The organism is Pseudomonas sp. Tn43 (assembly GCF_014192635.1).
Lineage (GTDB): Bacteria > Pseudomonadota > Gammaproteobacteria > Pseudomonadales > Pseudomonadaceae > Aquipseudomonas.
Genome location: NZ_JACHYG010000006.1, coordinates 370722 through 392105, shown reverse-complemented (window position 1 = coordinate 392105; position 21384 = coordinate 370722). Strand labels below are relative to the sequence as shown.

Here is a 21384-nt window from a genome sequence, read left to right as displayed (position 1 = left end):
GACCGCTTGCCGGTCGCCAAGGCCAACGACTTCAAGGAGATAGCAACATGAGCCTTTCAATTGATCCGACCCGCCGCATGCGCGCCGCTGTGTGGCATGGCCGTCACGATATCCGTGTCGAAGACGTTCCGTTGCCCGTGTCGCCACCTGCGGGCTGGGTCCAGATTCGCGTGCAATGGTGCGGTATTTGCGGCTCCGACCTGCATGAATACGTGGCCGGGCCGGTGTTCATTCCGGTGGAGGCGCCGCACCCGCTGACCGGAATCAAGGGGCAGTGCATTCTCGGTCATGAGTTCTGTGGTGAAATCGTCGAACTGGGAGCCGGTGTCGAGGGGTTCAGTGTGGGTGAGCCAGTGGCAGCCGACGCCTGTCAGCACTGTGGCACCTGTTATTACTGCACCCACGGCTTGTACAACATCTGCGAGAACCTGGCCTTCACCGGACTGATGAACAATGGTGCGTTCGCCGAGTTGGTCAACGTGCCGGCCAATCTGCTGTACAAGTTGCCGGCCAACTTTCCCGCCGAGGCCGGGGCGCTGATCGAACCGCTGGCCGTGGGCATGCACGCAGTGAAAAAGGCCGGGAGTGTGCTGGGGAAAAATGTGGTGGTGGTTGGCGCGGGAACCATTGGCCTATGCACCATCATGTGCGCCAAGGCTGCCGGGGCGGCCCAGGTCATTGCCCTGGAAATGTCAGGAGCGCGCAAGGCCAAGGCTCTGGAGGTTGGGGCGAGCCATGTGCTGGATCCCAATGAATGTGACGCTCTGGCAGAGGTGCGGCGGCTGACCGGCGGACTTGGGGCGGATGTCAGCTTCGAATGCATCGGCAACAAACACACGGCCAAGCTCGCTATTGACCTCATCCGCAAGGCCGGTATGTGTGTGCTGGTGGGCATCTTCGAGGAACCCAGCGAGTTCAATTTCTTTGAGTTGGTCTCCACCGAAAAACAGGTGCTGGGTGCGCTCGCCTACAACGGCGAGTTCGCCGATGTGATCGCCTTTATTGCCGACGGCCGGCTGGACATCACACCCCTGGTAACCGGGCGCATTCAGCTGGAACAGATCGTGGGGCAGGGCTTTGAGGAGTTGGTCAACAACAAGGAGCACAACGTGAAAATCATCGTGTCCCCCGCTCGAGTCTGATGGCGCAGCCTGTATAGAAATTTCTGGATCTGGACAGCGGGTGCTGGATGCGGGTTTTCAGCATCCGCTACAGGCATAAAAAAAGGACCTCTGAAAAGAGGTCCTTTGTTTTTCCATGCTTCAGCGTAACGATTGCTTAGTTCTTCACTGTTTCCTCAAGAGAGAAACGCCCCAGTGGATTCTGCTGGAAGTTTTCGATGTTCTTGCGCGAAATGTTGATGTAAGGGCTGTAGTAAAGGTCGATCCAGTTGACGTCATTTTTGGCGATCTTCTGCAGGTCGACATACATTTGTTCACGCTTGGCCGGGGCCGCTTCAATGCGGGCTGCTGATACCAGATCCTTGACCTTGTCGTTCTTGTAGCGGGTCATGTAGTTCATGTTGGTGTCGTGGCCCAGAACGAAGGTGGTCTTCTGGTCCGGGTCGAGGATGTCGTTGGTCCAGTACATCACGGACAGGTCGTAGTCACCGTCGACCAGCATCTGCCAGCTCTGGGTGGGGTCGACCTTTTGCAGGGTGGCGGTCACACCGACGGCCGCCAGTTGCTGCTGAACCAGTACGGCAATCTGTTCATCGGCTTCGTTGCCGGCGTTGACCACGTAATTCAGCTTCATGCCCGCTGCACCGGCATCTTTCAGCATTTGCCTGGCTTTGACCGGGTCGAATGGACGCTGCAAGTTGTCCGCGTAGTGGTAAAGCGAGCCTTTGGGAATGTAGGAGTAAGCCTCCTGGCCATGGCCGAAAGTGACGGTGTCGACCACCGATTTTTTGTTGATGGCCATGTCCAGCGCCTGACGTACTTCAGGCTTGGCCAGCAGCCCGTGCTCATGGTTGATCAGCAGGTGATCTTCCCGAGTGGAAGGGTCGGAGTGGATGGTCAGGTTGGGATCCTTGCTCAGCGCATCGACGCGCGAAAACGGTACGAAAATCGCTGTATCCAGCTCACCTGCCTGTACTTTGAGCATCCGGGTATTGTCGTCCGGAATGGAAATCCACTCCACGCCATCCAGGCTGACCTTGTCGGCCTGCCAGAAATGCGGGTTCTTCTCCAGCTTCACGCGATCGCCGCGCAGCCATTCCTTGACAAAGAATGCCCCTGACACCACAGGCTCCTGGGCATAAGCGTCTTCGCCCATGCGGGTCATGGCCTTCTGCGAGAGCACCGACACAGTCGGCGAGGCCAGTTGCGAAAGGAACGGCACCGACGGGGCGGTCAGGGTGACGACCAGGGTTTGCGGATCGGCCGCTTTCGCGGTGTCGATCAGTTTGTAGGCATCGCTCCACAGCGAGGCCTTGTTATCGCGAGTGCGCAACAGACTGAATGCCGCATCGTCGGCGGTGATCGGCGAGCCGTCGGAGAATTTCGCCTTGCGCATTTTGAAGGTGTAGGTCAGGCCATCGTCGGAGACTTTCCAGCTTTCAGCCAGGCCAGGTTCCATCTTGCTGCCGGCCTTGTTGACCCGTATCAGCGTGTCGTAGACATTGGAAAACACCCAGGTATCGCGGTTTTGCGCGCTTTTGATCGGGTCGAACGTGGTGCTTTCTTCACGGCAACCGATGGTGAGTACACCGGCTGCCTGGGCAATGCCGCTGGCAAGGGTGCAAGCGGTCAATGTGGCCGCTGCAAGCAATTTCAAATGCCTGGATCTCATGGTCAAACTCCTTCTTGATGAGTACGTGGTTTTTTAAAACAAAGGCTCCTCGAGCACGCAGTCGTAACGGCGAGCATCGAGTTGACGGGTAGGGGGCGCCACCTGGCGACAAGTGGCACGAACGTAGCGACAGCGCGGGTGGAAGGCGCAGCCGGATGGCAACTGCAAAGGGCTGGGCGGTTCACCGGGCAATGGGTCGGTGGGTAGCGTGCGGGCTGGATCGATTTCTGGAATCGACTGGATCAGCGCGGCGGTATAGGGATGTCGCGGGGAGCGAAATACGTCCTCCACGGGGCCTTCCTCGACGATCTTGCCCAGGTACATCACCGCCACCCGATCACAGAGCCGGCGAACGATCGCCAGATCATGGGCGATGAACACAATCGCCAGGTTCATGCGTTGGCGCAGCTCCAGCAGCAGGTTGATGATCTGCCCCTGGATGGACACGTCCAGCGCGGCGACGCATTCATCGGCGACGATCAGGCGTGGCTCCACGGCCAGTGCACGGGCGATTCCGACACGCTGGCATTGGCCGCCGCTCAAGGCGTGCGGTTTGCGGGCGGCCAATTCAGGGCGCAGACCAACCAGCGTCAGCAGTTCATCGACACGGGCGGCAATCAGCGACTCCGGCACCTTGCGTTGTACCCGAAGCACTTCTGCCAGGGTCTGGCCGATGCTCAAGCGTGGATTGAGCGCGGCATAAGGGTCTTGAAAAACCATCGCTGTCTCATGACGCAGCCGCTCGATGTCGACTTTCCCGGCATGGGCCATGTCGATGCCGTCGAACAGTACCTGCCCGGCGTGAATCTCGTTGAGGTGCAGGATCGCCCGCCCCAGGCTGCTTTTTCCGCTGCCCGACTCGCCGACCAGCCCGAGGGTTTCACCCGCCGAGAGGCTCAGCGAAACGCCGTTGACCGCGGTCAGCCATTGCCGGTTCATGCCCAGAAAACCGGTGCCCGGCGCGGCGAAGCGCACATGCAGATCCTTGACCTTGAGCAGGGTCATGAGCGGTCTCCGGCGGCCAAGGGGTAATGACAAGCGATGCGGTGTCCATGGCTGACCGGCTGCAACCCCGGCATCAGTGTTGTGCACTTGTTGCCGATTTGCTGGCAGCGCGGATTGAAGCGACAACCCTGGGGCAGGGCGTCGAGCAAGGGCGGTTGCCCGGCGATGGTTTTGAGCAATCCGTGACCGTGGCTGGTGGCCGGTTGACAGTCGATCAACCCCGCGGTGTAAGGGTGGCGTGGATGAGCCAGTACCTCGTGCTTGTTGCCGTGCTCGCACAAGCGTCCGGCGTACATCACCGCAATCGAGTCGCAGGTCTGCGCAACGACCCCCAGATCATGGGTGATCATGATGATCGACAGGCCACGCTGGTCGCGCAGATCGAGCAATAGGCGCAGGATCTGCGCTTGCACTGTGACGTCGAGGGCGGTGGTCGGTTCGTCGGCGATCAGTACGTGCGGATTGCAACCCAGCGCCACGGCAATCATCGCTCGCTGGCGCATGCCGCCGGAGAATTCGTGAGGGTAACTGTCAACCCGCCGCTGCGGATCGGGAATGCCCACTTGCCGAAGGACGTCGATGGCCTGGGCGCGGGCTTCACGCTTGCTGGCGCCCTGGTGCAGACGAATACCTTCGCCAATCTGCTCGCCGATGCGCATCAACGGGTCGAGATGGCTGCTGGGGTTCTGGAAAATCATCCCCAATTGGCGCCCACGCATGCGGCGCATGCCGGCCTCGTCCAGGCGCAGTAGATTTTCTCCGGCCAGTTGCACGGCGGTGCCTTCGACACGCAGGTTTGGCGATGGCAGCAGCCTCATTAAACCGCGACAGGCCATGGTTTTACCGGAGCCGCTTTCGCCCACCAGTCCAAGCACTTCACCCTCGGCCAGATCGAAGGACAAGCGGTCCACCAGCGTCACCTCGTGCTCACCCTTGCGGGCGATAACGCTGAGCTCTTCGACCTTCAGCACAGGCGCACTCACGAACGTTCACCCAAGTGTTCGGCAACCGCATCGGCCAGCAGGCTGAAGCCCATGGCCAGGGTGACGATCGCCAATCCCGGGAAGGTGCAGACCCACCAGGCGGAGGTGATGAAACTCTGACCTTCGGCGACCATCGTGCCCCACTCGGCGGTCGGTGGTTGAACACCAAGACCGAGGTAACTGACCGCCGCGCCGCTGAGCAATACCAGCACCGCATCGGACATGGAAAACACGATCGAGCCGAACATCGCGTTTGGCAGCAGGTGCCGAAACAGAATGCGTCCATGGCCGAAGCCAAGGCTTTTGGCGGCCAGGGCAAAATCGCTTTCCTTGAGGATCAGGATCTGCGAGCGGATCAAGCGTGCGTAGGACACCCAGCCCACCAATGCCATGGCGATATAGAAACTCATCAGGCCGGGACCGAGGATCGCCATGATGGCCAGCATCAACACCAGGAACGGGAAGGCCAGGATGATATCGATCAGGCGCATGCAGAACGTGTCGAAACGCCCGCCGATGTAGCCGGACAACGCCCCGACACAGGTGCCGATCAGAAACGGGAAAATCACCCCGATCACCGCCAGCTGCAAGTCGACGCGGGCCGACCAGATCACTCGGGACAAAACGTCGCGGCCAAAATTGTCAGTGCCGAACGGGTGGGCCAGATGGGGCGCCAGCAAGCGTATATCAGTGTTCTGGACGATCGGATCGAAGGGTGCGATCCAGGGCGCGAAGATCGCCAGCACCAGCCAGCCCAGCAGGATTGCCAGGCCCAATCCCATTGCCAGTCGAGGATTGCGCAAACCCAGGCGCAGATTCGGTCGAGGAACCGTCGTTGCCTGGCTGTTCATCGGATTTTCACCCGTGGATCGATGGCGACTGTCACCACGTCGGCGAGAAAGTTGACCGCCACAGTGGCGCAGGCCAGCACCATCGCCACGCCCTGGACCACCATGTAGTCACGGGTGAAGATGCCTCGGACCAACAACTGGCCGATCCCGGGAATGGCGAACAGACTTTCGATGACCACCGTGCCGCTGATCAGCCAGCCGATGTTCACCGCCAGCAGGTTGACGGCGGGTACCAGGGAGTTGGGCAGCACATGGCGACGAAACACCGCGTCTTCAGACAGGCCGCGAGCCCGGGCTGCCGTGACGTGGTCGGCTTGCAACTCCATCAGCATGCTTGCCCTCAGGTTACGTATCAAAACCGCCGATAACGCCAGGGCAATGGTCAGGCAGGGCAAGACCATGTGGTGCAGTTTGTCCAGCCAGGAACGGCCGTAGCCGGAAACCGGGAACCAGCCCAGCTGTACGCTGAACAGCAGGATCAACATGATCCCCAGCCAAAACGCCGGCATGCCGAGGCCGGCGGTGGTGAACAGGCGGATCAGGTTGTCGCCCCAACCACCCTTGTGCCGGGCCGCAACGGTGGCCAGCGGCACCGCGATCAACATGGCCAGCAACACGCTGCCCAGCACCAGAAACAACGTGGGCTCGATGCGCGTGCTGATCAGCTTCAAGGCGTCGACCTTGTACAGCAATGACTGGCCAAGGTCGCCGTTGAACAGGTTTTTCAGGAAGTAGAAGTACTGCATCCACAGCGGCTGATCGAGGCCGAACTGAGCACGCACCCTGAGCAGCCCCTCTGGCGTACTGCGCGAGCCGAGCAGGGCGCGCGCCGGGTCGCCGGGAATCGAGCGCACCAGCACAAACGTGATGAGACTGATGCCGAACAGCACCGGCAGCAGCTGCAGGGGGCGTGACAGGATGAAACGGTAACGCGACAGATTCATCGACTAACCTCGGTGCCGCTGGAGGAAATCCAGTAACACCGGAAAGTAGGCATGAGGTTCTTCGTAGAAGGGCATGTGGCTGCTGTTGGGGAATACATGCAGTGCCGCGTCCTTGAGCGCCATTTTCATGCGCATGGCACAGGCGGGCGTCAGTTCGTCGTGCTGGCCGGTGGTAATCAATACCGGCATGGTGAAGTCGGCCATTTCCTGAAGACGGTTCCAGTCTTTCAGGTTGCCGACGTAGAGAAACTCATTGGGCCCCTGCATGGTTGTGTAGGGGCCCATGTTCCAGTCGCCCAGAGAGCGTGTAACCGGCGCCGGCCATTCGTCCAGGCGGCAGACGTGGCGATAGTTGAGCAGGGTGATTGCCGCTTGGTATTGAGGGTGATCGAGGGTGCCCATGGCTTCATGGCGCTGCATCATGGCCACGGTTTCGCTGCCGAGTGCACCCCGCAGACGTTCCAGTTCCTGAGACAGGTGCGGGATATCGCCTACGGTATTTTCCAGAATCAGGGTTTTAATTGCATGAGGGTGGTAAATGGCATATTCGATCGCCAACCAGCCGCCCCAGGAGTGCCCCAGCAAGTGCACCCGGCCCAGGTCGAGGGCCTGCCGAACGGTTTCCACCTCAGCGACATAACGGGAAATATCCCACAGTGATGGGTCTTGAGGTCTGTCAGACGCGCCGGTGCCGAGTTGGTCGAAGGCGACCACGCGCAACCCCTTGTCCTTGAGCCAGCCATGGGCGTCACGCAGATAATCGCAAGGAAGCCCCGGGCCGCCATTGAGGCACAACAGGACTTCATCGCCCTCGCCGAAGCTGTAAACCACGAGATTGTGGCCATCGACTTCGACATTAAAGTGCTGGTCCGGCTCGATTTCACGCCACATCGCAACTCTCCCTTTATGATGCTGACCGGTTCGGATGCAAACTAAATGGCCTACCTTACTGAGTAAGTCATGTGCCCAAAAGCTAGTATTTGTTATAGGTTTGGTCTGGCAGTCCCTCGCCGAGGCGTGGCATTCTACGTGCTGAATTTCAGGATTGAAATTAATTACGGAGCGCAATGGATGCAGAGCAAGCTATCTGACGTCAATCCCCGTCTTTTATCGGGCAAGAGCCTGGATGAGCAGATGGACAACGCCTTGCTGTTGGCCCAGGAGCTGGGCTTCGATGCTTTGGTGTACGACTACAGCCCGGTGCCGCTGGACCATGAAGGCAAGTTAATCACGCCCTCGGTACTCAAACTGCGCAACACGCCATCCGATTGGCATACGCGTTGGTGTACGGAGGGTTACTACCAGATCGACCCTGTCCAGCAGGTGGCACTCGATCGTGTTTCACCCTTTGTCTGGTCCTACAAACCCGGGACTGACACCCTGCTGGAGCCGGTGATAAGTCAGTGCCATGCGCCCGTGGTGAGCTATCTGGAAGACACGCAAATGACGTGTGGTGTCTCGGTTCCGATTCATCTACCCAGAGGCGGTTTTGCTTCGTTGACGGGGTTGCGTACCGGCAGCAGCGCCAGTGTGTTACACGATGCCCGGCGGACCCTGGCCGACTTCAGCCTGATTTCCCATGCGTTACAGGAAGCGGCCTATCCGTTGCTTGGCAAGGAGGCTCACACGCCTCCCATTCATCTGACCAAACGTGAACGCGAGTGTCTTAAATGGGCGGCCCAGGGGCTGACCGCCGCCGAGATTGCCAATCAACTGAATCGTTCATTGGCCACCATCAGCCTTCATCTGACGTCCGCCATGCATAAACTCGGGGCCAAGAATCGAGTCCAGGCCGTGGTTCGGGCCACCCACTATCGATTGCTCGATAGCTGAAACGGGGCAAAAACCTATCTGTTTCTCTAGTTATTTTGAAGGTCTGATCCAGATATCGTGTGCCTACGGTTTTTCAGGGGCGGCACGAAGAAATGGAATCTATTGGAACACGCGAAGGCTTTGCACCTTTTGGTCCTTATCAGACCTGGTACCGCGTCACAGGTCACTTTGACGGCAAAAAAACGCCGCTGGTGATTTTGCATGGCGGCCCGGGCTGCACACATGATTACGTTGATGCGTTCAAGGACATTGCCGGGAGCGGCTATCCGGTGATTCATTACGATCAACTGGGTAATGGTCGCTCGACCCACCTGCCGGAAAAAGACGCTTCGTTCTGGAACGTGGCGCTGTTTCTCGAGGAGCTGGACAATCTGCTGGATCATCTTCAGATCAGCGACAATTACGCGCTGCTGGGGCAATCCTGGGGCGGCATGCTCGCCAGCGAACACGCCGTATTGCAACCGGCAGGGCTACGGGCCTTGATCCTCGCCAATGCTCCTTCGGACATGCGCGTCTGGGTCGAGGAAGCCAACCGCTTACGCAAACTGCTGCCGGGCGGTGTGCATGAAACATTGCTTGAACACGAACAGGCAGGGGATTTTCAAGCGCCCGCCTATCAAGAAGCCTCAAGGGTTTTTTACGACAACCATGTGTGTCGTTTACTGCCCTGGCCCGACGAAGTCGCACGTACGTTTGCCCAGGTCGATGCCGACCCCACCGTTTACCATGCCATGAGCGGGCCGACGGAGTTTCATGTGATCGGCAGCCTGAAAGACTGGACCATCGTCGACCGCTTGCAGAACATCAACGTGCCGACGCTGGTGATTTCCGGTCGCTACGATGAAGCCACACCGAAGGTGGTCAAACCCTATCTGGAGCAGATCCCGAACGCTCGCTGGGCGTTGTTCGAGAACTCCAGCCATATGCCCCATGTCGAGGAGCGGGTCGGCTGCATGGGAACGGTGGTGAGGTTCCTGGATGAGTGCTTGTAGGCGGAACGGCCCGTGAGGTCCACGGGCCTGCTTGTGCGGCAAAACCACTCAACGATCATCGGCTTGCTGCGATCTCATCGTGGCATGAGGGAACAAATGGACCTCTGAAAAGAGGTCCATTTTTTTCGCCCGCAAAAAACCTTTTGCACCCAAATCATCGCTCCGACCGCACGCACCATTCGTCAACTGCGCTGCACTCTTGGCATGGACAAGGTCTCCAAAGAAGTTCCATTACCTGGTATTGGAGACTGAGATGAAACCTGATCCTTCCACCACCCAGGATGAGCCCACCCAGGATTTGAGCAACCCCAATGACGACGGTTGCGTGCTCGGTACCGCTGGCCGCGATGAAGACCCGAATGCCACCACCGACTGGGACAAGGAAAGGAATGCTGAAGACCATCGCCAAGGCCCGAGTGACGCCCGAGGCATGCCCGGTTACCCCCGCGACGCGCCTGATGAGCAGACGCCATCGACAACCAAAACCCGGGCACAAACCAGCGAAGCGGAGCCGGGCATCGAAACGCCAGAACAGGATAACGACAAGGTCGGTTGATTTGCGCCGGGGTGATGGAGAGCTGCCACAGCCTCGCTCCAACATGGATCCATGCAGTCGTGATGACGTGCATCGGAAATAAAGAACTCCTGAGCGCAAACGCAGCCATAGCCTTAAGAACGTGAACTCTGGAATCCGGCGATGGCGCAGATCTTCAGCCGCTCGGCCGATACCTGGCTGCGCCTGGGGCTGTTGGTGCTGTTCGTCGGCGTCACGGGAGGTTTGCTTGTGGCAGTGGCCCTGGACCGTTCCGATTACCGAACCGGCCGTAACTGGGTGGTCGAACAGCCGCTGCCGTTCAGTCACGCCCACCATGTCGGTGAGCTGAAGATTGATTGCCGCTACTGCCACAGTTCCGTGGAATCTTCCGCGATGGCCAGTCTGCCGACCACCGAAACCTGCATGACGTGCCACTCGCAAATCTGGAAAAACGCCGACCTGCTCGAACCCTTGCGCAAAAGCCTGCGCCAATCACAGCCGTTGCATTGGCAGCGAGTGGTCAAATTGCCGGACTACGTGTACTTCCATCATGGCGTGCACGTGAAGGCGGGCGTGGGTTGCAGCGAATGCCACGGCGCGGTGGACCGCATGCAGCTGATGTTCAAGGCCGAACCCCTGAGCATGGGCCAGTGTCTGGCCTGTCACCGTGATCCGGCACCGTACTTGCGCCCTGCAGGGCAAGTGACCCAGGGGCAATGGCACACCGATCAGGATCGTCGGGCGCCGGGTGAACCATTGATCAGGCAGCGACGAATCGACCCCCGAGGCCTGAGCGATTGCGGGATTTGTCACCGATGAGCGCTTCCTCGCCGGACTTCGCCGCATGGCGCGAGCAGCTCGCCGGGCTCAAAGGCGCCGCGTACTGGCGCGGCCTCGAAGCGCTGGCGGCGACGCCTGAGGCGCAGGCGCTGATCGAGGCCGAATTTCCCGGTGCCGCGCCCTTGTTGAACCGTCGACATTTTCTGCAACTGATGGCGGCGTCCCTGGCCATGGCAGGCTTGGCCGCGTGTGGCAAAACCCCTGAGCACGCCGTGCCGGCGATCAGACAAGCCCCTCAACTGACTCCCGGCATCGCGAGCTGGTATGCCACGGCCATCCCGTTTTGTGGCATCGCCCAACCCGTGCTGGGCAAGACCCTCGCCGGGCGCCCGATCAAACTTGAAGGCAATCCGCAGCACCCCGTATCCGGTGGCGCGTGTGATGCCTTTACCCAGGCCGCAATCCTGCAACTGTACGACCCGGACCGCTCCCAGACGCCGCGCTTCAAGGGCCGGGAAACCAGTTGGGACGAAGTGCGTGGTGCGCTGGCTCGACAACGGTTGACGCTGGACACCACGCGAGGCAAAGGCTTGCATATCGTCTGTGCAGCCAGCAGTTCGCCGACTCTTGGTCGGCAACTCGAAGCGCTGCGTCGGCGTTGGCCCGAAGCGCAGCTGTATCACGCCGAACCATTCGCCGAGACCCAGGCATTGCACGTCAGCGAACGGGTATTCGGCCAGCCGCTGGATGCCCGGCGTTACCTGGAACGCACCGAGGTGCTGGTTTGCCTGGAAGACGATCCGCTGGGCAGCGGTCCGCGCCAGACGCTGTTGCAACGCGGCTGGGCGGAACGTCGACGGCAAGCGGCGCAAGGGCACGGTGCGGCGTTATCGTTTGTCGCCGAAAGCATTCCGACGCTGACCGGGGCTGCCGCCACGCGACGGTTGCCGATTGCCCCCTCGCGACAGCCTGATCTGGTGCTGGCGCTGAGCCGCGCCTTGGGCGACAACGTGGCCGATCAGCCGCGCCTGAATGCGCGACAGCTCGACTGGGTCGATGAAGCCGCCTCGGCGCTCAAGGCTCATCCCGGCCGTGGCCTGATTTGCGTGAGCAAGCAAGCGGCAGGTGATGTGCAGGCGCAGGTGATGCGGCTCAACCAACGGCTGGGTGCGCACGGTCAGACGCTGGATTGGCAGACGCCGACGTTGCTCGGTTATGAACGCGGACGGTTCTGGGCATCGCTGGAGCAACTGAGTCAGCAATTGGCCGGTGGCAACGTCAGCCAATTGTGGCTGCTCGATTGCAACCCGCTGCTGACCTCGGCGCCGGATCTGGGGCTTGAAGGGTTGCTGCAAAAAGTACCGTTGCGCCTGCATGCCGGGCTTTACTACGACGAGAGCGCCGCACATTGCCATTGGCATTTGCCGCTCAACCATGCGCTTGATGGCTGGAGCGACACCCGGGCAGCGGACGGTAGCGCGTGCATTGTGCAGCCGCTGATCGAGCCGCTGTACTCGACCCGGACCTTGCATCAAATCATCGAACTGCTGCTGACTTCCGCCGACAGCGACGCTCTGGATCTGGTGCGACTCACCTGGTCCCACGTTCCGCGAAATCAGTGGCGCCAGGCCTTGGCCGATGGCTGGATTGAAACCTCAGCACCCGCGGTGGATGTCCCTGAAGCGGCGACATGGGTGCTGAACCTGATCGATATCGATGGCCTGGAAGCCGTGGTGCGTCCGGACCCTTGCGTATGGGATGGGCGATTCGCCAATCTGGGCTGGTTGCAGGAGTTGCCCAAACCCATCAGCACCCTGACCTGGAGCAACGTGGTCGGGCTGTCGCCACGGTTGGCGGAACAGGTGGGCGTGCGCAATGGCGAGGGCGTCGAAGTGGCGCTGCCGGGGCAATTATTGCGCGGCGCGGCGTGGATCGAGCCGGGCCAGGCCGATCAGGTGATTGCCCTGTACACCGGTTACGGGCGCAGCCATGCCGGGCGAGTCGGTAACGGGTTGGGTTATGCGGTACGGCCGATCCAGTCCTGGTCGGTGAGTGCTTCGGTACGTTCCAGTGGCGAGCGCCATACCCTGGCCATGACCCAGACCCATCATCAGTTACCCAGCGATGAAGCGCCGCCGATTCGCGTGGTGCAGCGCCAGGCGCCGCAGTTGCCGGCGCAGCAGATTCCGGCCTCGCTCTACAGCCCGGTCGTTGACAGCGGCCCGCAGTGGGGCATGGTCATCGACCTCGACTTGTGCACCGGCTGCAATGCTTGCGTCACCGCGTGTCAGGCGGAAAACAACATCGCCGTGGTCGGTGCCGAGCAGGTGGCCAAAGGGCGCAACATGCACTGGCTGCGCATCGACCATTACTACCAGGGATCACTGGATGCGCCACGCTCACGCTTCCAGCCCTTGCCGTGCATGCACTGCGAACAGGCGCCGTGCGAAACCGGTTGCCCGGTGAATGCCACGGTGCACAGCCGCGACGGCTTGAATCAGATGGTCTACAACCGCTGCATCGGCACGCGCACCTGCGCCTCGTATTGTCCGTACAAAGTACGGCGCTTCAATTGGCTGGACTGGAGCGCCGACAGCGCTCCGTCGATTCAGGCCCAGCGCAACCCTGACGTCACCGTGCGCGCCCGGGGCGTGATGGAAAAATGCACTTATTGCATTCAGCGCATCAGCGCCGCACGCATTGAAGACAAACAGCAGGGCACCGACTTCGACACCACAAAAGTCGTCACCGCGTGCCAGCAAACCTGTCCGAGCCAGGCGATCCGTTTTGGTGACATCGCCGACGCCACCAGCGCGGTCAGCCATGCCCGCAAGGATCCGCGTCATTACCGCTTGCTCGAAGCCCTCGGCACACGCCCGCGCACCACTTACCTGGCGCGGATCGAGGAGGGGGGTGGCGATGAGGCCTGAACCGCTGCTGCACGATACCGAGCATTTTTTGCCACGGGACCTCAGCGATCAGCAAGTGTCACGGCAGGTGTTCGGCCCCTTGCAGCAGTTTCCCCGGCGGGTGGCGTGGCTTTGGTTGTTCGCAATTGCCATCACGCTGTTGCTGATGTACCTGGCTTCGGCCGCGGTACTGCTGGCCAACGGCGTGGGCATCTGGGGCAACAATCAGCCGGTGCATTGGGGCTTGGGTATTCTCAACTACATCTGGTGGCTGGGCATCGGCCATGCCGGCACCTTTATTTCGGCTGTGCTGTTGCTGATCGAGCGGCCGTGGCGGCACACCCTCAATCGCTTGGCCGAATTGATGACACTGATGGCGGTTATCTGCGCCGCGCTGTACCCGATCCTGCACCTGGGCCGGCCCTGGCTATTTTACTGGATCCTGCCGTACCCCAATCAAATGGGCCTGTGGCCACAGTTCAAGAGCCCGACGGCCTGGGACATGTTTGCGATCCTTTCGTACCTGACGGTGTCGCTGCTGTTTCTGCTGGTGGGGGCCATTCCTGATTTCGCCACGGCGCGGGATCGTGCCCAAGGTTCGTTGAGGCAAACGCTGTATGGCCTGATGGCGCTGGGCTGGCGCGGTTCGCAGCAGCATTGGGCGTTGTGGCGACGTACCAGTCGGGTGCTGGCGATGCTCGCGATCCCGTTGGTGTTTGCCGTGTCCAGCGGCTATTCGTTTCTGCTGACCATGGGCCCGCAAAGTGGTTGGCATTCGACGCTGTTTCCGCCGTACTTCGTGGCTGGCGCAGTGTTTTCAGGATTTGCCTTGGTGACGTTGCTCGCCATTGGCGTGCGCTGGTTGTTGCACATCGAAGCGCTGATCACCTTGCGTCATCTGGACACGCTCGGTTGCCTGCTGCTGGCCACCGGTTGGCTCACCGCCTATGGCTACCTGATGGATCTGTTCATGCCGTTTTACAGTGGCGATTCCCATGAGATCGAAGTGCTGCTGACACGCCTGAGCGGCCCTCATGCCTGGAGTTTCTGGTTGGCCATGATCTGCAACGTCGCCGTACTCCAGGCGTTGTGGTGGCGTTCGGTGCGTCAGCGTCCGGGTGTTTTGGCTGCGGTGGCGCTGGCGGTACTGGTGGGCATGTGGGCCGAGCGTTTCATGCTGGTGATCCCGCCCCAGACCCGCGATTTTCTGGCCTCGACCTGGGGCAGCTACACCCCGACGCTTTGGGACTGGACGCTGTTCATTGGCAGTTTCGGTGTGTTTCTTTTGCCCTACAGCCTGTTTCTGCGCTACGTGCCCATGGTCTCGGCGTTCGAGGTCAAGCAGGCGCTGCATCAGGAGCGCGGCGATGACTGAATCCGTGGGGTTACTGGCTGAATTCGATGCGCCGCAACCGCTGGTAGAAGCCAGCCTGCACGCCTGGGCCATCGGCTACCGACAGCTCGATGCGTTCGCGCCGTTTCCGCTTGAGGCGCTGCAACCGTTGTTGCAACCCAAGGCTTCCAGGGTATCGGGCATGGCCTGCATCGGCGGATTGCTCGGCATCGGCCTGGCACTGCTTATGCAGATCGGCTCGGTGTGGAGCTATCCGCTGAATGTCGGCGGCCGGCCGTTGATTGCCCTGCCGTTGCTGATGGCAGTGACCTTTCTGTTCGCCGTGGTCGGGGCGGCGATGGCTGCGGTATTTACGCTGCTGATCAGCAGCCGCCTGCCACGTTTGCATCACCCGTTGTTTGCCGCTGAGGGTTTCGAACGGGCCAGTGACGATGGGTTTTTCCTGTTTATCGAAGCCGGCGATCCATTGTTCGACGCGCAGGCTACCCGAGCCTGGCTGGCTGAGCGGGCGATCAGCGTGCGCGAGGTCCAGCCATGAAAGCCTGGCCGTGGGCGCTGATCATCGCTGTGCTGGGCAGCGGCTGCGATGACATGTCGCGTCAGGCGAAAATTGCCCAACAACGCCCCGACGCCTTGTTCGAAAACGGCCTGAGTAGCCGACAACCTCCCGTCGGTACCGTCGCCCGAGGGCAACTGGAGCGTGAAGCGATTGTGCAGCAGCGCCCGCCATTGACCGCTGCGTTGCTTGCCCGTGGCGAAGCGAGTTATCAAACGTTCTGCACCCCGTGCCATGGCCTGAGCGGGCGAGGCCATGGTCTGGTGGTCGTCCGTGGTTTTCCGGCACCACCGGCGTTGACCACACCGCGATTGCTCAACGCCTCCGATGCTCAACTGATGCAGGTCATCGCCCAGGGCAAAGGCCTGATGTACGGCTATGAATCACGCATCCCGCCGGCGGAACGCTGGGCCATCGTTGCTCATGTGCGCTTGCTGCAGTTGAGCCAGCACGCGCCTCTGGAGCGCTTGCCAGCCGAGCTGCGTCAGGCGTTCGAGGAGAGCAACTGATGAGGCGGTTAGCGGGAACATTCGCCATCGGCGCCGTCGGCGTATTGCTGCTTGGGGTTTGGCGGCCGGCCTGGGTAGGCGCCGGGGTGTTGGCGGCCGCGGTCAACGGCAGCAACATTGTGTGGGGTTGCCTGCTGCTGGCGCTGCTGACGCCCTTGATCAGTGGCCGCTGGCAAATGCTGCTGGCGCCGGGCAGCCGACTGGGGAGCGGCGCGGTGCTGCTGATTGTGCCGATGCTGGTGCCGGTACTGCTCGCCATGAACTGGCTGTATCCGTGGTTCCACCTCGACACACCGGGGTTTCGCGGGCTGTGGCTGTCGCCGTGGTTTTTTGTGCTGCGCACGCTGCTTTACGCCGGGCTTGCGCTGGCCCTGCTGGGCTGGTCGCAGCGTCCGGATGCCGAGCGCAGTGGCCCGGGGCTGATCCTGTATGGGCTGGTGGTCAGCCTGGCGGCGGTGGATTGGTTGATGTCGTTGCAGTCGGAGTTTGTGTCCAGCCTGTTCGGTGTATTGCTGATTGCCCGGCAATTGCTTGATGGCCTCGCGTTTGCCGGCCTCTGCGTGCTGTGCTGGAACCTTGTGCCGCTACCGGCCCCACAGCGTCAGGTGCTGCGCGGCTTGCTGATCAGTGCCTTGGCGTTCTGGGCCTACGTGCATTTCATGCAGTACCTGATTATCTGGTCGGTGAATCTTCAAGACGAAACCCAGTGGTACCGCGTACGCCAAGCAGGCGTCTGGGGTGCGCTCAGCGGGTTGCTGATGGCAGGGCAGGTGATGTGCCTGCTGGCGTTGGCCTCGCCTTGGGGCGCTCGGTCAAAGGTTCTGATTTGGGGTTGCTCGGCGATTCTGCTGCTGGGCAGTGTCGAGTCGATCTGGATGAGCTTGCCGTCGATATTCCCCGACGTCGAAATCGGAGCCGGCCTGATGGCCGTGCTCTGCCAAGGGATTTACGGTCTCGGTCTGTGGGCATGGTGGCGTTGGCAATGGCAACGGAGGCGTCATGAAGTCTGAAAAACCGCTCGGCTACGAACCCGACACGGTCGACAGTGACACCGTCTGCAGCCTGGTGGCGCTGTTTCTGGCGGCGGTGCTGTTGTGCCTCACCGGCGTGGCCTGGTGGCTGATCAGCTATCAGCAGCGCGCAGAATCGCGGCAGCCACCCTTGAGCGCTCTGGAGCGTGAGCGGCTGCTGCCACCGGCCCCGCGCTTGCAATCCCAGCCTCGGCAGGAAGGCGAACGCCAGCTTGCCGCCGAGCGTATTCACCTCGACAGCTTCGGCTGGGTCGACCGCGAGCGGCGCATTGTGCACCTGCCGCTGGAACACGCGCGGCAAGTGCTGCTGGAGCAGAGTTGGCCAACACCCGAGGACACCTCGCATGAACCGTGAACGGGTCTCGCTGACGCTGGCGTTGCTGTGGCTGATCGCCGTTCAACACAGCGCCGCGCAAACGTTCGACCCGTTTTCCGCCGCCGCTATCGACACGGCCCAGGTCGGCCAGCGTTTGGCGCTGGACGGGCAATTTACCGACCAGCACGGTCGCTCGGTACGCTTCGGCGATTTGCTTGGCGGGCGGCCAACACTGCTGGTGCCTTTGTACTACCGCTGCCCGAACGTCTGTGGCGCGGCGCTCTCGACCCTGTTCAGCCAATTGGCTATTCAGCCTTACCGCTTGGGCCGGGATTTTCAGGTGATCGCGTTCAGTTTCGATCCGCGGGAAGACAGCCATGCCGCCCGCGAAGAGCTGGCCAGACTGAGTCAGCGTTGGCCGTCGCTGGCGGCTGAGCCGGCCTTGCATCTGTTGACCGGCGACGCCGATGCGGGGCAGGCCCTGGCCCATTCACTGGGTTTCAGTTATCGCTTCGATGAGCAACAGCAACAATACGCGCATAGCTCGGCGGTGGCGGTGTTGACTGGTGATGGACGCCTGTCGCGCTGGCTCTACGGTCTCGGTTATCAGGCCAGCGATGTGCGTCTGGCATTGACCGAAGCGGGGCAGGGCAAGCTGGGCGCATTCAAGGAGCAGCTTCTGCTGCTGTGTTACCACTACGACCCGCAGAGCGGCACCTACAGCAGTCGGATCATGGTGTTGCTGCAAGTGGCGGGACTGGTGACCGTATCGGTATTGGGCCTGTTCATTGTTCTGGCGTTGCGCCGCGATCGGCGGGGACAGCCATGAACGAACCCTTCCTGCGCTTGTGGCCCGTGCAGGGCTCGGACTACGCCGCCTCGGTCGATTGGCTGGTGATCGGCTTCACCGCAATGATGGCGTTGTTTGTAGTGCCCGTGTTTGTCGCGCTTTGGGTGTTTATCTGGCGCTATCGACGCGGGCGCGAGGCGAATCGGGACCATCGGGCGCAGAGCAATCTGCCGATCGAACTGGCCTGGATCATCTTGCCGTTCATTGGCTCGCTGGTGATTTTTCTGTTCTCGGCACGGCTGTTCTTTTTCGCCCGCACGCCTCCCGCCGATGCCCTGGAAATCCAGGTTACGGCGCGGCAATGGATGTGGAAGTTTCAGCATCAGGGCGGGCAGCGTGAGATCAACACCTTGCATGTCCCGGCAAGGCGCCCGGTGAAGCTGACGATGATTTCCGAAGACGTGATCCACAGCCTGTTTTTTCCCAGCTTGCGGATCAAGCAAGACGTGTTACCGCAGCGTTACAGCATGCTCTGGTTCCAGGCCGAACACAGCGGCACCTATCAGGTGTATTGCGCCGAATACTGCGGCACCGACCATGCGGCGATGCTCGCCCGGCTCGTGGTGCTTGAGCCGGGTGACTATCAGCAATGGCTGAGGGACAACGGCAATGCCGCCGACCTGATCAGTCAGGGCGAGACCTTGTACCGCCAATACGGCTGCGGCCGTTGCCACGATTCCGGCAACGCGCCGTCCTTGGCCGGCGTATTCAATCGAACGGTGCGCCTGACTGACGGCAGCCAGGTCGTGGCGGACGACGTCTACCTGCGCGACAGCATTGTGTTGCCACAAAAACACCTGGTGACCGGTTACCTGCCGGTCATGCCCACCTACAGCAACCTGTTGGACGAAGAGGCCGTGCAGCGCCTGGTGGCTTACCTGCGTTCGTTGCCTGCCACGGCTTCCGGGGAGCCGAAATGAGCGCTCCCGGCTATCTGCATCAACAAGGTCTGCTTTCGTGGTTTCTGACCCGCGATCACAAGCGCATCGCGGTGCTATACATGGTCACGGTGACCTTCTTCTTTTTCGCCGGCGGGTTGGCCGCGACCCTGATCCGCCTCGAACTGGTCACCCCGCAAGGCGATCTGCTGACCGCCGACGGCTACAACCGTGCGTTTACCCTGCACGGGGTGATCATGGTCTGGTTCTTCCTGATACCGTCGATCCCCAGCGTGTTCGGCAACTTCCTCGTGCCGATCATGATCGGCGCCCGGGACATGGCGTTTCCACGCCTGAATCTGTTCAGCTGGTACCTGCTGCTCGGCGGTGGTTTGTTCACATTACTGGCGCTGTTGCTCGGCGGGGTCGACACCGGTTGGACCTTCTACACGCCGCTGTCGACGATGTTCAGCAACGGCCATGTGGTGGCAGTGATCTGCGGTGTGTTCATCGCCGGGTTTTCCTCGATTTTCACCGGCATCAACATCATCGTCACCGTGCACACGTTGCGCGCGCCGGGCATGACCTGGATGCGTCTGCCGCTGTTCATCTGGGCGATCTACGCCACCTCGATCATTCTGGTATTGGCGACGCCGGTACTGGCGATCACCTTGTTGCTGTTGGTCGCCGAGCACCTGTTCAGCATTGGCGTATTCGACCCGCGCCTGGGCGGTGATCCGTTGCTGTTCCAGCACCTGTTCTGGTTCTACAGCCATCCGGCGGTGTACATCATGATCCTGCCCGCGATGGGGGTGGTCAGCGAACTGATCACGGCGGCGGGGCACAAGCGCATCTTCGGTTATCGTTTTGTCGCCGGGTCCAGCGTGGCGATTGCGATCATCGGTTTCCTGGTCTGGGGTCATCACATGTTTGCCGCCGGTCAATCGATGTATGCCAGCCTGGTGTTTTCGTTGCTGAGTTTCCTGGTGTCGATTCCGTCGGCAATCAAGGCCTACAACTGGAGCGCGACCCTGTACAAAAGTGACTTGACCCTGCATGCGCCTTTTCTGTTCGCTCTGACTTTTATCGGGCTGTTCATTATCGGTGGAGTGACCGGGTTGTTCCTGGCATTGCTCGCCGCCGACCTGCATGCCCATGACACGTATTTTGTGGTCGCGCACTTCCATTTCATCATGGTTGGCGCGGCGGTGGCCGGCTACTTTGGTGCGTTGCATTTCTGGTGGCCGAAAATCACCGGACGCCTGTATTCGCAGCTGTGGGGCAAGATCACCGCGGTGCTGGTTTTTTGCGGTTTCAACCTGACATTCTTTCCGCAATTCCTGCTCGGGTACCTGGGCATGCCCCGGCGTTATCACAGCTATGACCCGGATTTTCAATTCCTCAACGTCCTGTCATCGGCTGGTGCCTCGATTCTGGCCCTGGCCTACGTGTTGCCGTTCTTTTATCTGCTGGGCTCCTTGCGCTGGGGCGAGCGGGCGCCAATGAATCCCTGGGAAGCGGCGGGCCTGGAGTGGCGCGTGCCGTCACCACCGCCGCCGCACAACTTCGAGGTGCCGGTGACGGTGGATTTCGAAGCCTATGATTATTCTCCCGAGGCGCGCCGTGATCCGGTCTGACGAGACGCCAGCCGAGCCCTTCGTGGCCTGGGCGCAGCAGCGTGAGGCCGCGAGGCTGGGCATGTGGCTGTTCTTGGCCACCGAAGCGATGATGTTCGGCAGCCTGATTCTGGTGGCATGGTTTTACCAGCTGCAGCACCCCGACGGTGTGGCGCAAGCGGTGGCGGTTTTGCACTGGCAACTGGCAGCGGCCAACACCTTCATGTTGTTGACCAGCAGTTTGCTGATGACCCTGGCGCTGGCGGCTCGCACGCCGCGGTATGCGCGGCGTCTGCGTCGTTGCTTGCTGGGGGCGACGCTGTCGGGAGTACTGTTTCTGATGTGCAAAGGCGTCGAATACGGTCTTGAATACCGCGAAGGACTGCTGCCAGGATTCGCCGTCGACTCACCGCTGCCTCTGCCATCCGCGCGTTTGTTCATGAACCTGTATTTCATCGCCACGGCGCTGCACGCCGTGCATGTACTGGTGGCGGTCGGTTTGGGACTGTGGCTTTACCTGCGACTGGCTCCAGACACCCTGTTAACGCGTGGGACACGCACACGTCTGGAAATGGTCACCCTGTACTGGCATCTGGTGGACGGGATCTGGATTCTGCTGTTTCCGACCCTCTACCTGGCAGGGCGCTGA

Annotated in this window: 21 protein-coding genes; 15 read left to right on the top strand and 6 right to left on the bottom strand. The window is 60.9% G+C overall.

Annotated elements, in window-relative coordinates:
• Nucleotides 1-77: 77 nt before the first annotated feature.
• The gene (locus tag FHW68_RS18340; RefSeq protein WP_260296691.1) at nucleotides 78-1142 is read left to right on the top strand and encodes a 2,3-butanediol dehydrogenase; all 1065 of its coding nucleotides are present in this window, start codon (nucleotides 78-80) and stop codon (nucleotides 1140-1142) included.
• A 136-nt stretch (nucleotides 1143-1278) separates the two neighbouring features.
• Here the strand turns inward: FHW68_RS18340 and FHW68_RS18335 are convergent, their stop codons facing one another.
• The 6 genes from FHW68_RS18335 to FHW68_RS18310 are packed head-to-tail and all read right to left on the bottom strand — an operon-like array spanning nucleotide 1279 to nucleotide 7467.
• The gene (locus FHW68_RS18335) at nucleotides 1279-2793 is read right to left on the bottom strand and encodes an ABC transporter substrate-binding protein (protein ID WP_183682054.1); all 1515 of its coding nucleotides are present in this window, start codon (nucleotides 2791-2793) and stop codon (nucleotides 1279-1281) included.
• Between the two features lie 33 nt (nucleotides 2794-2826).
• Nucleotides 2827-3798, bottom strand: a complete 972-nt coding sequence (locus FHW68_RS18330; protein WP_183682051.1) for an ABC transporter ATP-binding protein — start codon at nucleotides 3796-3798, stop codon at nucleotides 2827-2829.
• Nucleotides 3795-4781 (bottom strand): ABC transporter ATP-binding protein, encoded by a 987-nt coding sequence (locus tag FHW68_RS18325; RefSeq protein WP_183682049.1) that lies wholly within the window; start codon nucleotides 4779-4781, stop codon nucleotides 3795-3797. The genes FHW68_RS18330 and FHW68_RS18325 overlap by 4 nt, the downstream gene beginning before the upstream one ends.
• On the bottom strand, nucleotides 4778-5632 hold the full coding sequence (locus FHW68_RS18320) for an ABC transporter permease (RefSeq protein ID WP_183682046.1): 855 nt from the start codon (nucleotides 5630-5632) through the stop codon (nucleotides 4778-4780). The genes FHW68_RS18325 and FHW68_RS18320 overlap by 4 nt, the downstream gene beginning before the upstream one ends.
• Complete coding sequence (locus FHW68_RS18315) at nucleotides 5629-6576, bottom strand: ABC transporter permease (RefSeq protein ID WP_095631139.1); 948 nt, start codon at nucleotides 6574-6576, stop codon at nucleotides 5629-5631. The genes FHW68_RS18320 and FHW68_RS18315 overlap by 4 nt, the downstream gene beginning before the upstream one ends.
• Nucleotides 6577-6579: 3 nt before the next feature.
• A complete protein-coding gene (locus tag FHW68_RS18310) occupies nucleotides 6580-7467 on the bottom strand; it encodes a proline iminopeptidase-family hydrolase (RefSeq protein ID WP_095631138.1) in 888 nt (295 codons plus the stop codon).
• Between the two features lie 180 nt (nucleotides 7468-7647).
• Between FHW68_RS18310 and FHW68_RS18305 the strand changes: the two genes are divergently transcribed.
• From FHW68_RS18305 to FHW68_RS18240, 14 genes are all read left to right on the top strand, one after another.
• Nucleotides 7648-8409, top strand: a complete 762-nt coding sequence (locus tag FHW68_RS18305) for a LuxR family transcriptional regulator (RefSeq protein ID WP_183682043.1) — start codon at nucleotides 7648-7650, stop codon at nucleotides 8407-8409.
• Nucleotides 8410-8501: 92 nt separating this feature from the next.
• Nucleotides 8502-9401 (top strand): proline iminopeptidase-family hydrolase, encoded by a 900-nt coding sequence (locus FHW68_RS18300; RefSeq protein WP_183682040.1) that lies wholly within the window; start codon nucleotides 8502-8504, stop codon nucleotides 9399-9401.
• A gap of 253 nt (nucleotides 9402-9654) precedes the next feature.
• The gene (locus FHW68_RS18295; protein ID WP_095631135.1) at nucleotides 9655-9957 is read left to right on the top strand and encodes a hypothetical protein; all 303 of its coding nucleotides are present in this window, start codon (nucleotides 9655-9657) and stop codon (nucleotides 9955-9957) included.
• 141 nt (nucleotides 9958-10098) lie between these two features.
• Nucleotides 10099-10755 carry a cytochrome c3 family protein gene (locus tag FHW68_RS18290; protein WP_183682037.1) on the top strand — a complete coding sequence of 219 codons (657 nt, stop codon included), beginning with the start codon at nucleotides 10099-10101 and terminating at the stop codon, nucleotides 10753-10755.
• Nucleotides 10752-13646 carry a TAT-variant-translocated molybdopterin oxidoreductase gene (locus tag FHW68_RS18285; protein WP_183682033.1) on the top strand — a complete coding sequence of 965 codons (2895 nt, stop codon included), beginning with the start codon at nucleotides 10752-10754 and terminating at the stop codon, nucleotides 13644-13646. The genes FHW68_RS18290 and FHW68_RS18285 overlap by 4 nt, the downstream gene beginning before the upstream one ends.
• Nucleotides 13636-15000, top strand: coding sequence for an NrfD/PsrC family molybdoenzyme membrane anchor subunit (gene nrfD / locus FHW68_RS18280; RefSeq protein WP_183682030.1), 1365 nt, complete (start codon nucleotides 13636-13638; stop codon nucleotides 14998-15000). Before FHW68_RS18285 ends, nrfD begins: the two co-directional genes overlap by 11 nt.
• Nucleotides 14993-15517, top strand: a complete 525-nt coding sequence (locus FHW68_RS18275) for a DUF3341 domain-containing protein (protein WP_095631131.1) — start codon at nucleotides 14993-14995, stop codon at nucleotides 15515-15517. Before nrfD ends, FHW68_RS18275 begins: the two co-directional genes overlap by 8 nt.
• Nucleotides 15514-16044, top strand: coding sequence for a cytochrome c (locus FHW68_RS18270; protein ID WP_183682025.1), 531 nt, complete (start codon nucleotides 15514-15516; stop codon nucleotides 16042-16044). Before FHW68_RS18275 ends, FHW68_RS18270 begins: the two co-directional genes overlap by 4 nt.
• The gene (locus FHW68_RS18265) at nucleotides 16044-17054 is read left to right on the top strand and encodes a hypothetical protein (RefSeq protein WP_095631129.1); all 1011 of its coding nucleotides are present in this window, start codon (nucleotides 16044-16046) and stop codon (nucleotides 17052-17054) included. The genes FHW68_RS18270 and FHW68_RS18265 overlap by 1 nt, the downstream gene beginning before the upstream one ends.
• Nucleotides 17044-17430, top strand: a complete 387-nt coding sequence (locus tag FHW68_RS18260; protein WP_183682022.1) for a hypothetical protein — start codon at nucleotides 17044-17046, stop codon at nucleotides 17428-17430. The genes FHW68_RS18265 and FHW68_RS18260 overlap by 11 nt, the downstream gene beginning before the upstream one ends.
• Nucleotides 17420-18220, top strand: coding sequence for an SCO family protein (locus FHW68_RS18255; RefSeq protein WP_183682019.1), 801 nt, complete (start codon nucleotides 17420-17422; stop codon nucleotides 18218-18220). Before FHW68_RS18260 ends, FHW68_RS18255 begins: the two co-directional genes overlap by 11 nt.
• A complete protein-coding gene (gene coxB, locus FHW68_RS18250) occupies nucleotides 18217-19161 on the top strand; it encodes a cytochrome c oxidase subunit II (RefSeq protein WP_183682016.1) in 945 nt (314 codons plus the stop codon). Before FHW68_RS18255 ends, coxB begins: the two co-directional genes overlap by 4 nt.
• Nucleotides 19158-20756, top strand: a complete 1599-nt coding sequence (locus FHW68_RS18245; protein ID WP_183682013.1) for a cbb3-type cytochrome c oxidase subunit I — start codon at nucleotides 19158-19160, stop codon at nucleotides 20754-20756. Before coxB ends, FHW68_RS18245 begins: the two co-directional genes overlap by 4 nt.
• Nucleotides 20743-21384, top strand: coding sequence for a cytochrome c oxidase subunit 3 (locus FHW68_RS18240; RefSeq protein WP_183682010.1), 642 nt, complete (start codon nucleotides 20743-20745; stop codon nucleotides 21382-21384). The genes FHW68_RS18245 and FHW68_RS18240 overlap by 14 nt, the downstream gene beginning before the upstream one ends.

What these genes read in the sequence shown, in the direction of transcription:
- coxB (WP_183682016.1), top strand. Translation starts at nt 18,217, where the DNA reads ATGAACGAACCCTTCCTGCGCTTGTGGCCCGTGCAGGGCTCGGACTAC.
- FHW68_RS18285 (WP_183682033.1), top strand. Translation starts at nt 10,752, where the DNA reads ATGAGCGCTTCCTCGCCGGACTTCGCCGCATGGCGCGAGCAGCTCGCC.
- FHW68_RS18260 (WP_183682022.1), top strand. Translation starts at nt 17,044, where the DNA reads ATGAAGTCTGAAAAACCGCTCGGCTACGAACCCGACACGGTCGACAGT.
- FHW68_RS18275 (WP_095631131.1), top strand. Translation starts at nt 14,993, where the DNA reads ATGACTGAATCCGTGGGGTTACTGGCTGAATTCGATGCGCCGCAACCG.
- FHW68_RS18300 (WP_183682040.1), top strand. Translation starts at nt 8,502, where the DNA reads ATGGAATCTATTGGAACACGCGAAGGCTTTGCACCTTTTGGTCCTTAT.
- FHW68_RS18330 (WP_183682051.1), bottom strand. Translation starts at nt 3,798, where the DNA reads ATGACCCTGCTCAAGGTCAAGGATCTGCATGTGCGCTTCGCCGCGCCG.
- FHW68_RS18270 (WP_183682025.1), top strand. Translation starts at nt 15,514, where the DNA reads ATGAAAGCCTGGCCGTGGGCGCTGATCATCGCTGTGCTGGGCAGCGGC.
- FHW68_RS18295 (WP_095631135.1), top strand. Translation starts at nt 9,655, where the DNA reads ATGAAACCTGATCCTTCCACCACCCAGGATGAGCCCACCCAGGATTTG.
- nrfD (WP_183682030.1), top strand. Translation starts at nt 13,636, where the DNA reads ATGAGGCCTGAACCGCTGCTGCACGATACCGAGCATTTTTTGCCACGG.
- FHW68_RS18255 (WP_183682019.1), top strand. Translation starts at nt 17,420, where the DNA reads ATGAACCGTGAACGGGTCTCGCTGACGCTGGCGTTGCTGTGGCTGATC.
- FHW68_RS18315 (WP_095631139.1), bottom strand. Translation starts at nt 6,576, where the DNA reads ATGAATCTGTCGCGTTACCGTTTCATCCTGTCACGCCCCCTGCAGCTG.
- FHW68_RS18335 (WP_183682054.1), bottom strand. Translation starts at nt 2,793, where the DNA reads ATGAGATCCAGGCATTTGAAATTGCTTGCAGCGGCCACATTGACCGCT.
- FHW68_RS18305 (WP_183682043.1), top strand. Translation starts at nt 7,648, where the DNA reads ATGCAGAGCAAGCTATCTGACGTCAATCCCCGTCTTTTATCGGGCAAG.
- FHW68_RS18310 (WP_095631138.1), bottom strand. Translation starts at nt 7,467, where the DNA reads ATGTGGCGTGAAATCGAGCCGGACCAGCACTTTAATGTCGAAGTCGAT.
- FHW68_RS18320 (WP_183682046.1), bottom strand. Translation starts at nt 5,632, where the DNA reads ATGAACAGCCAGGCAACGACGGTTCCTCGACCGAATCTGCGCCTGGGT.
- FHW68_RS18340 (WP_260296691.1), top strand. Translation starts at nt 78, where the DNA reads ATGCGCGCCGCTGTGTGGCATGGCCGTCACGATATCCGTGTCGAAGAC.
- FHW68_RS18245 (WP_183682013.1), top strand. Translation starts at nt 19,158, where the DNA reads ATGAGCGCTCCCGGCTATCTGCATCAACAAGGTCTGCTTTCGTGGTTT.
- FHW68_RS18290 (WP_183682037.1), top strand. Translation starts at nt 10,099, where the DNA reads ATGGCGCAGATCTTCAGCCGCTCGGCCGATACCTGGCTGCGCCTGGGG.
- FHW68_RS18265 (WP_095631129.1), top strand. Translation starts at nt 16,044, where the DNA reads ATGAGGCGGTTAGCGGGAACATTCGCCATCGGCGCCGTCGGCGTATTG.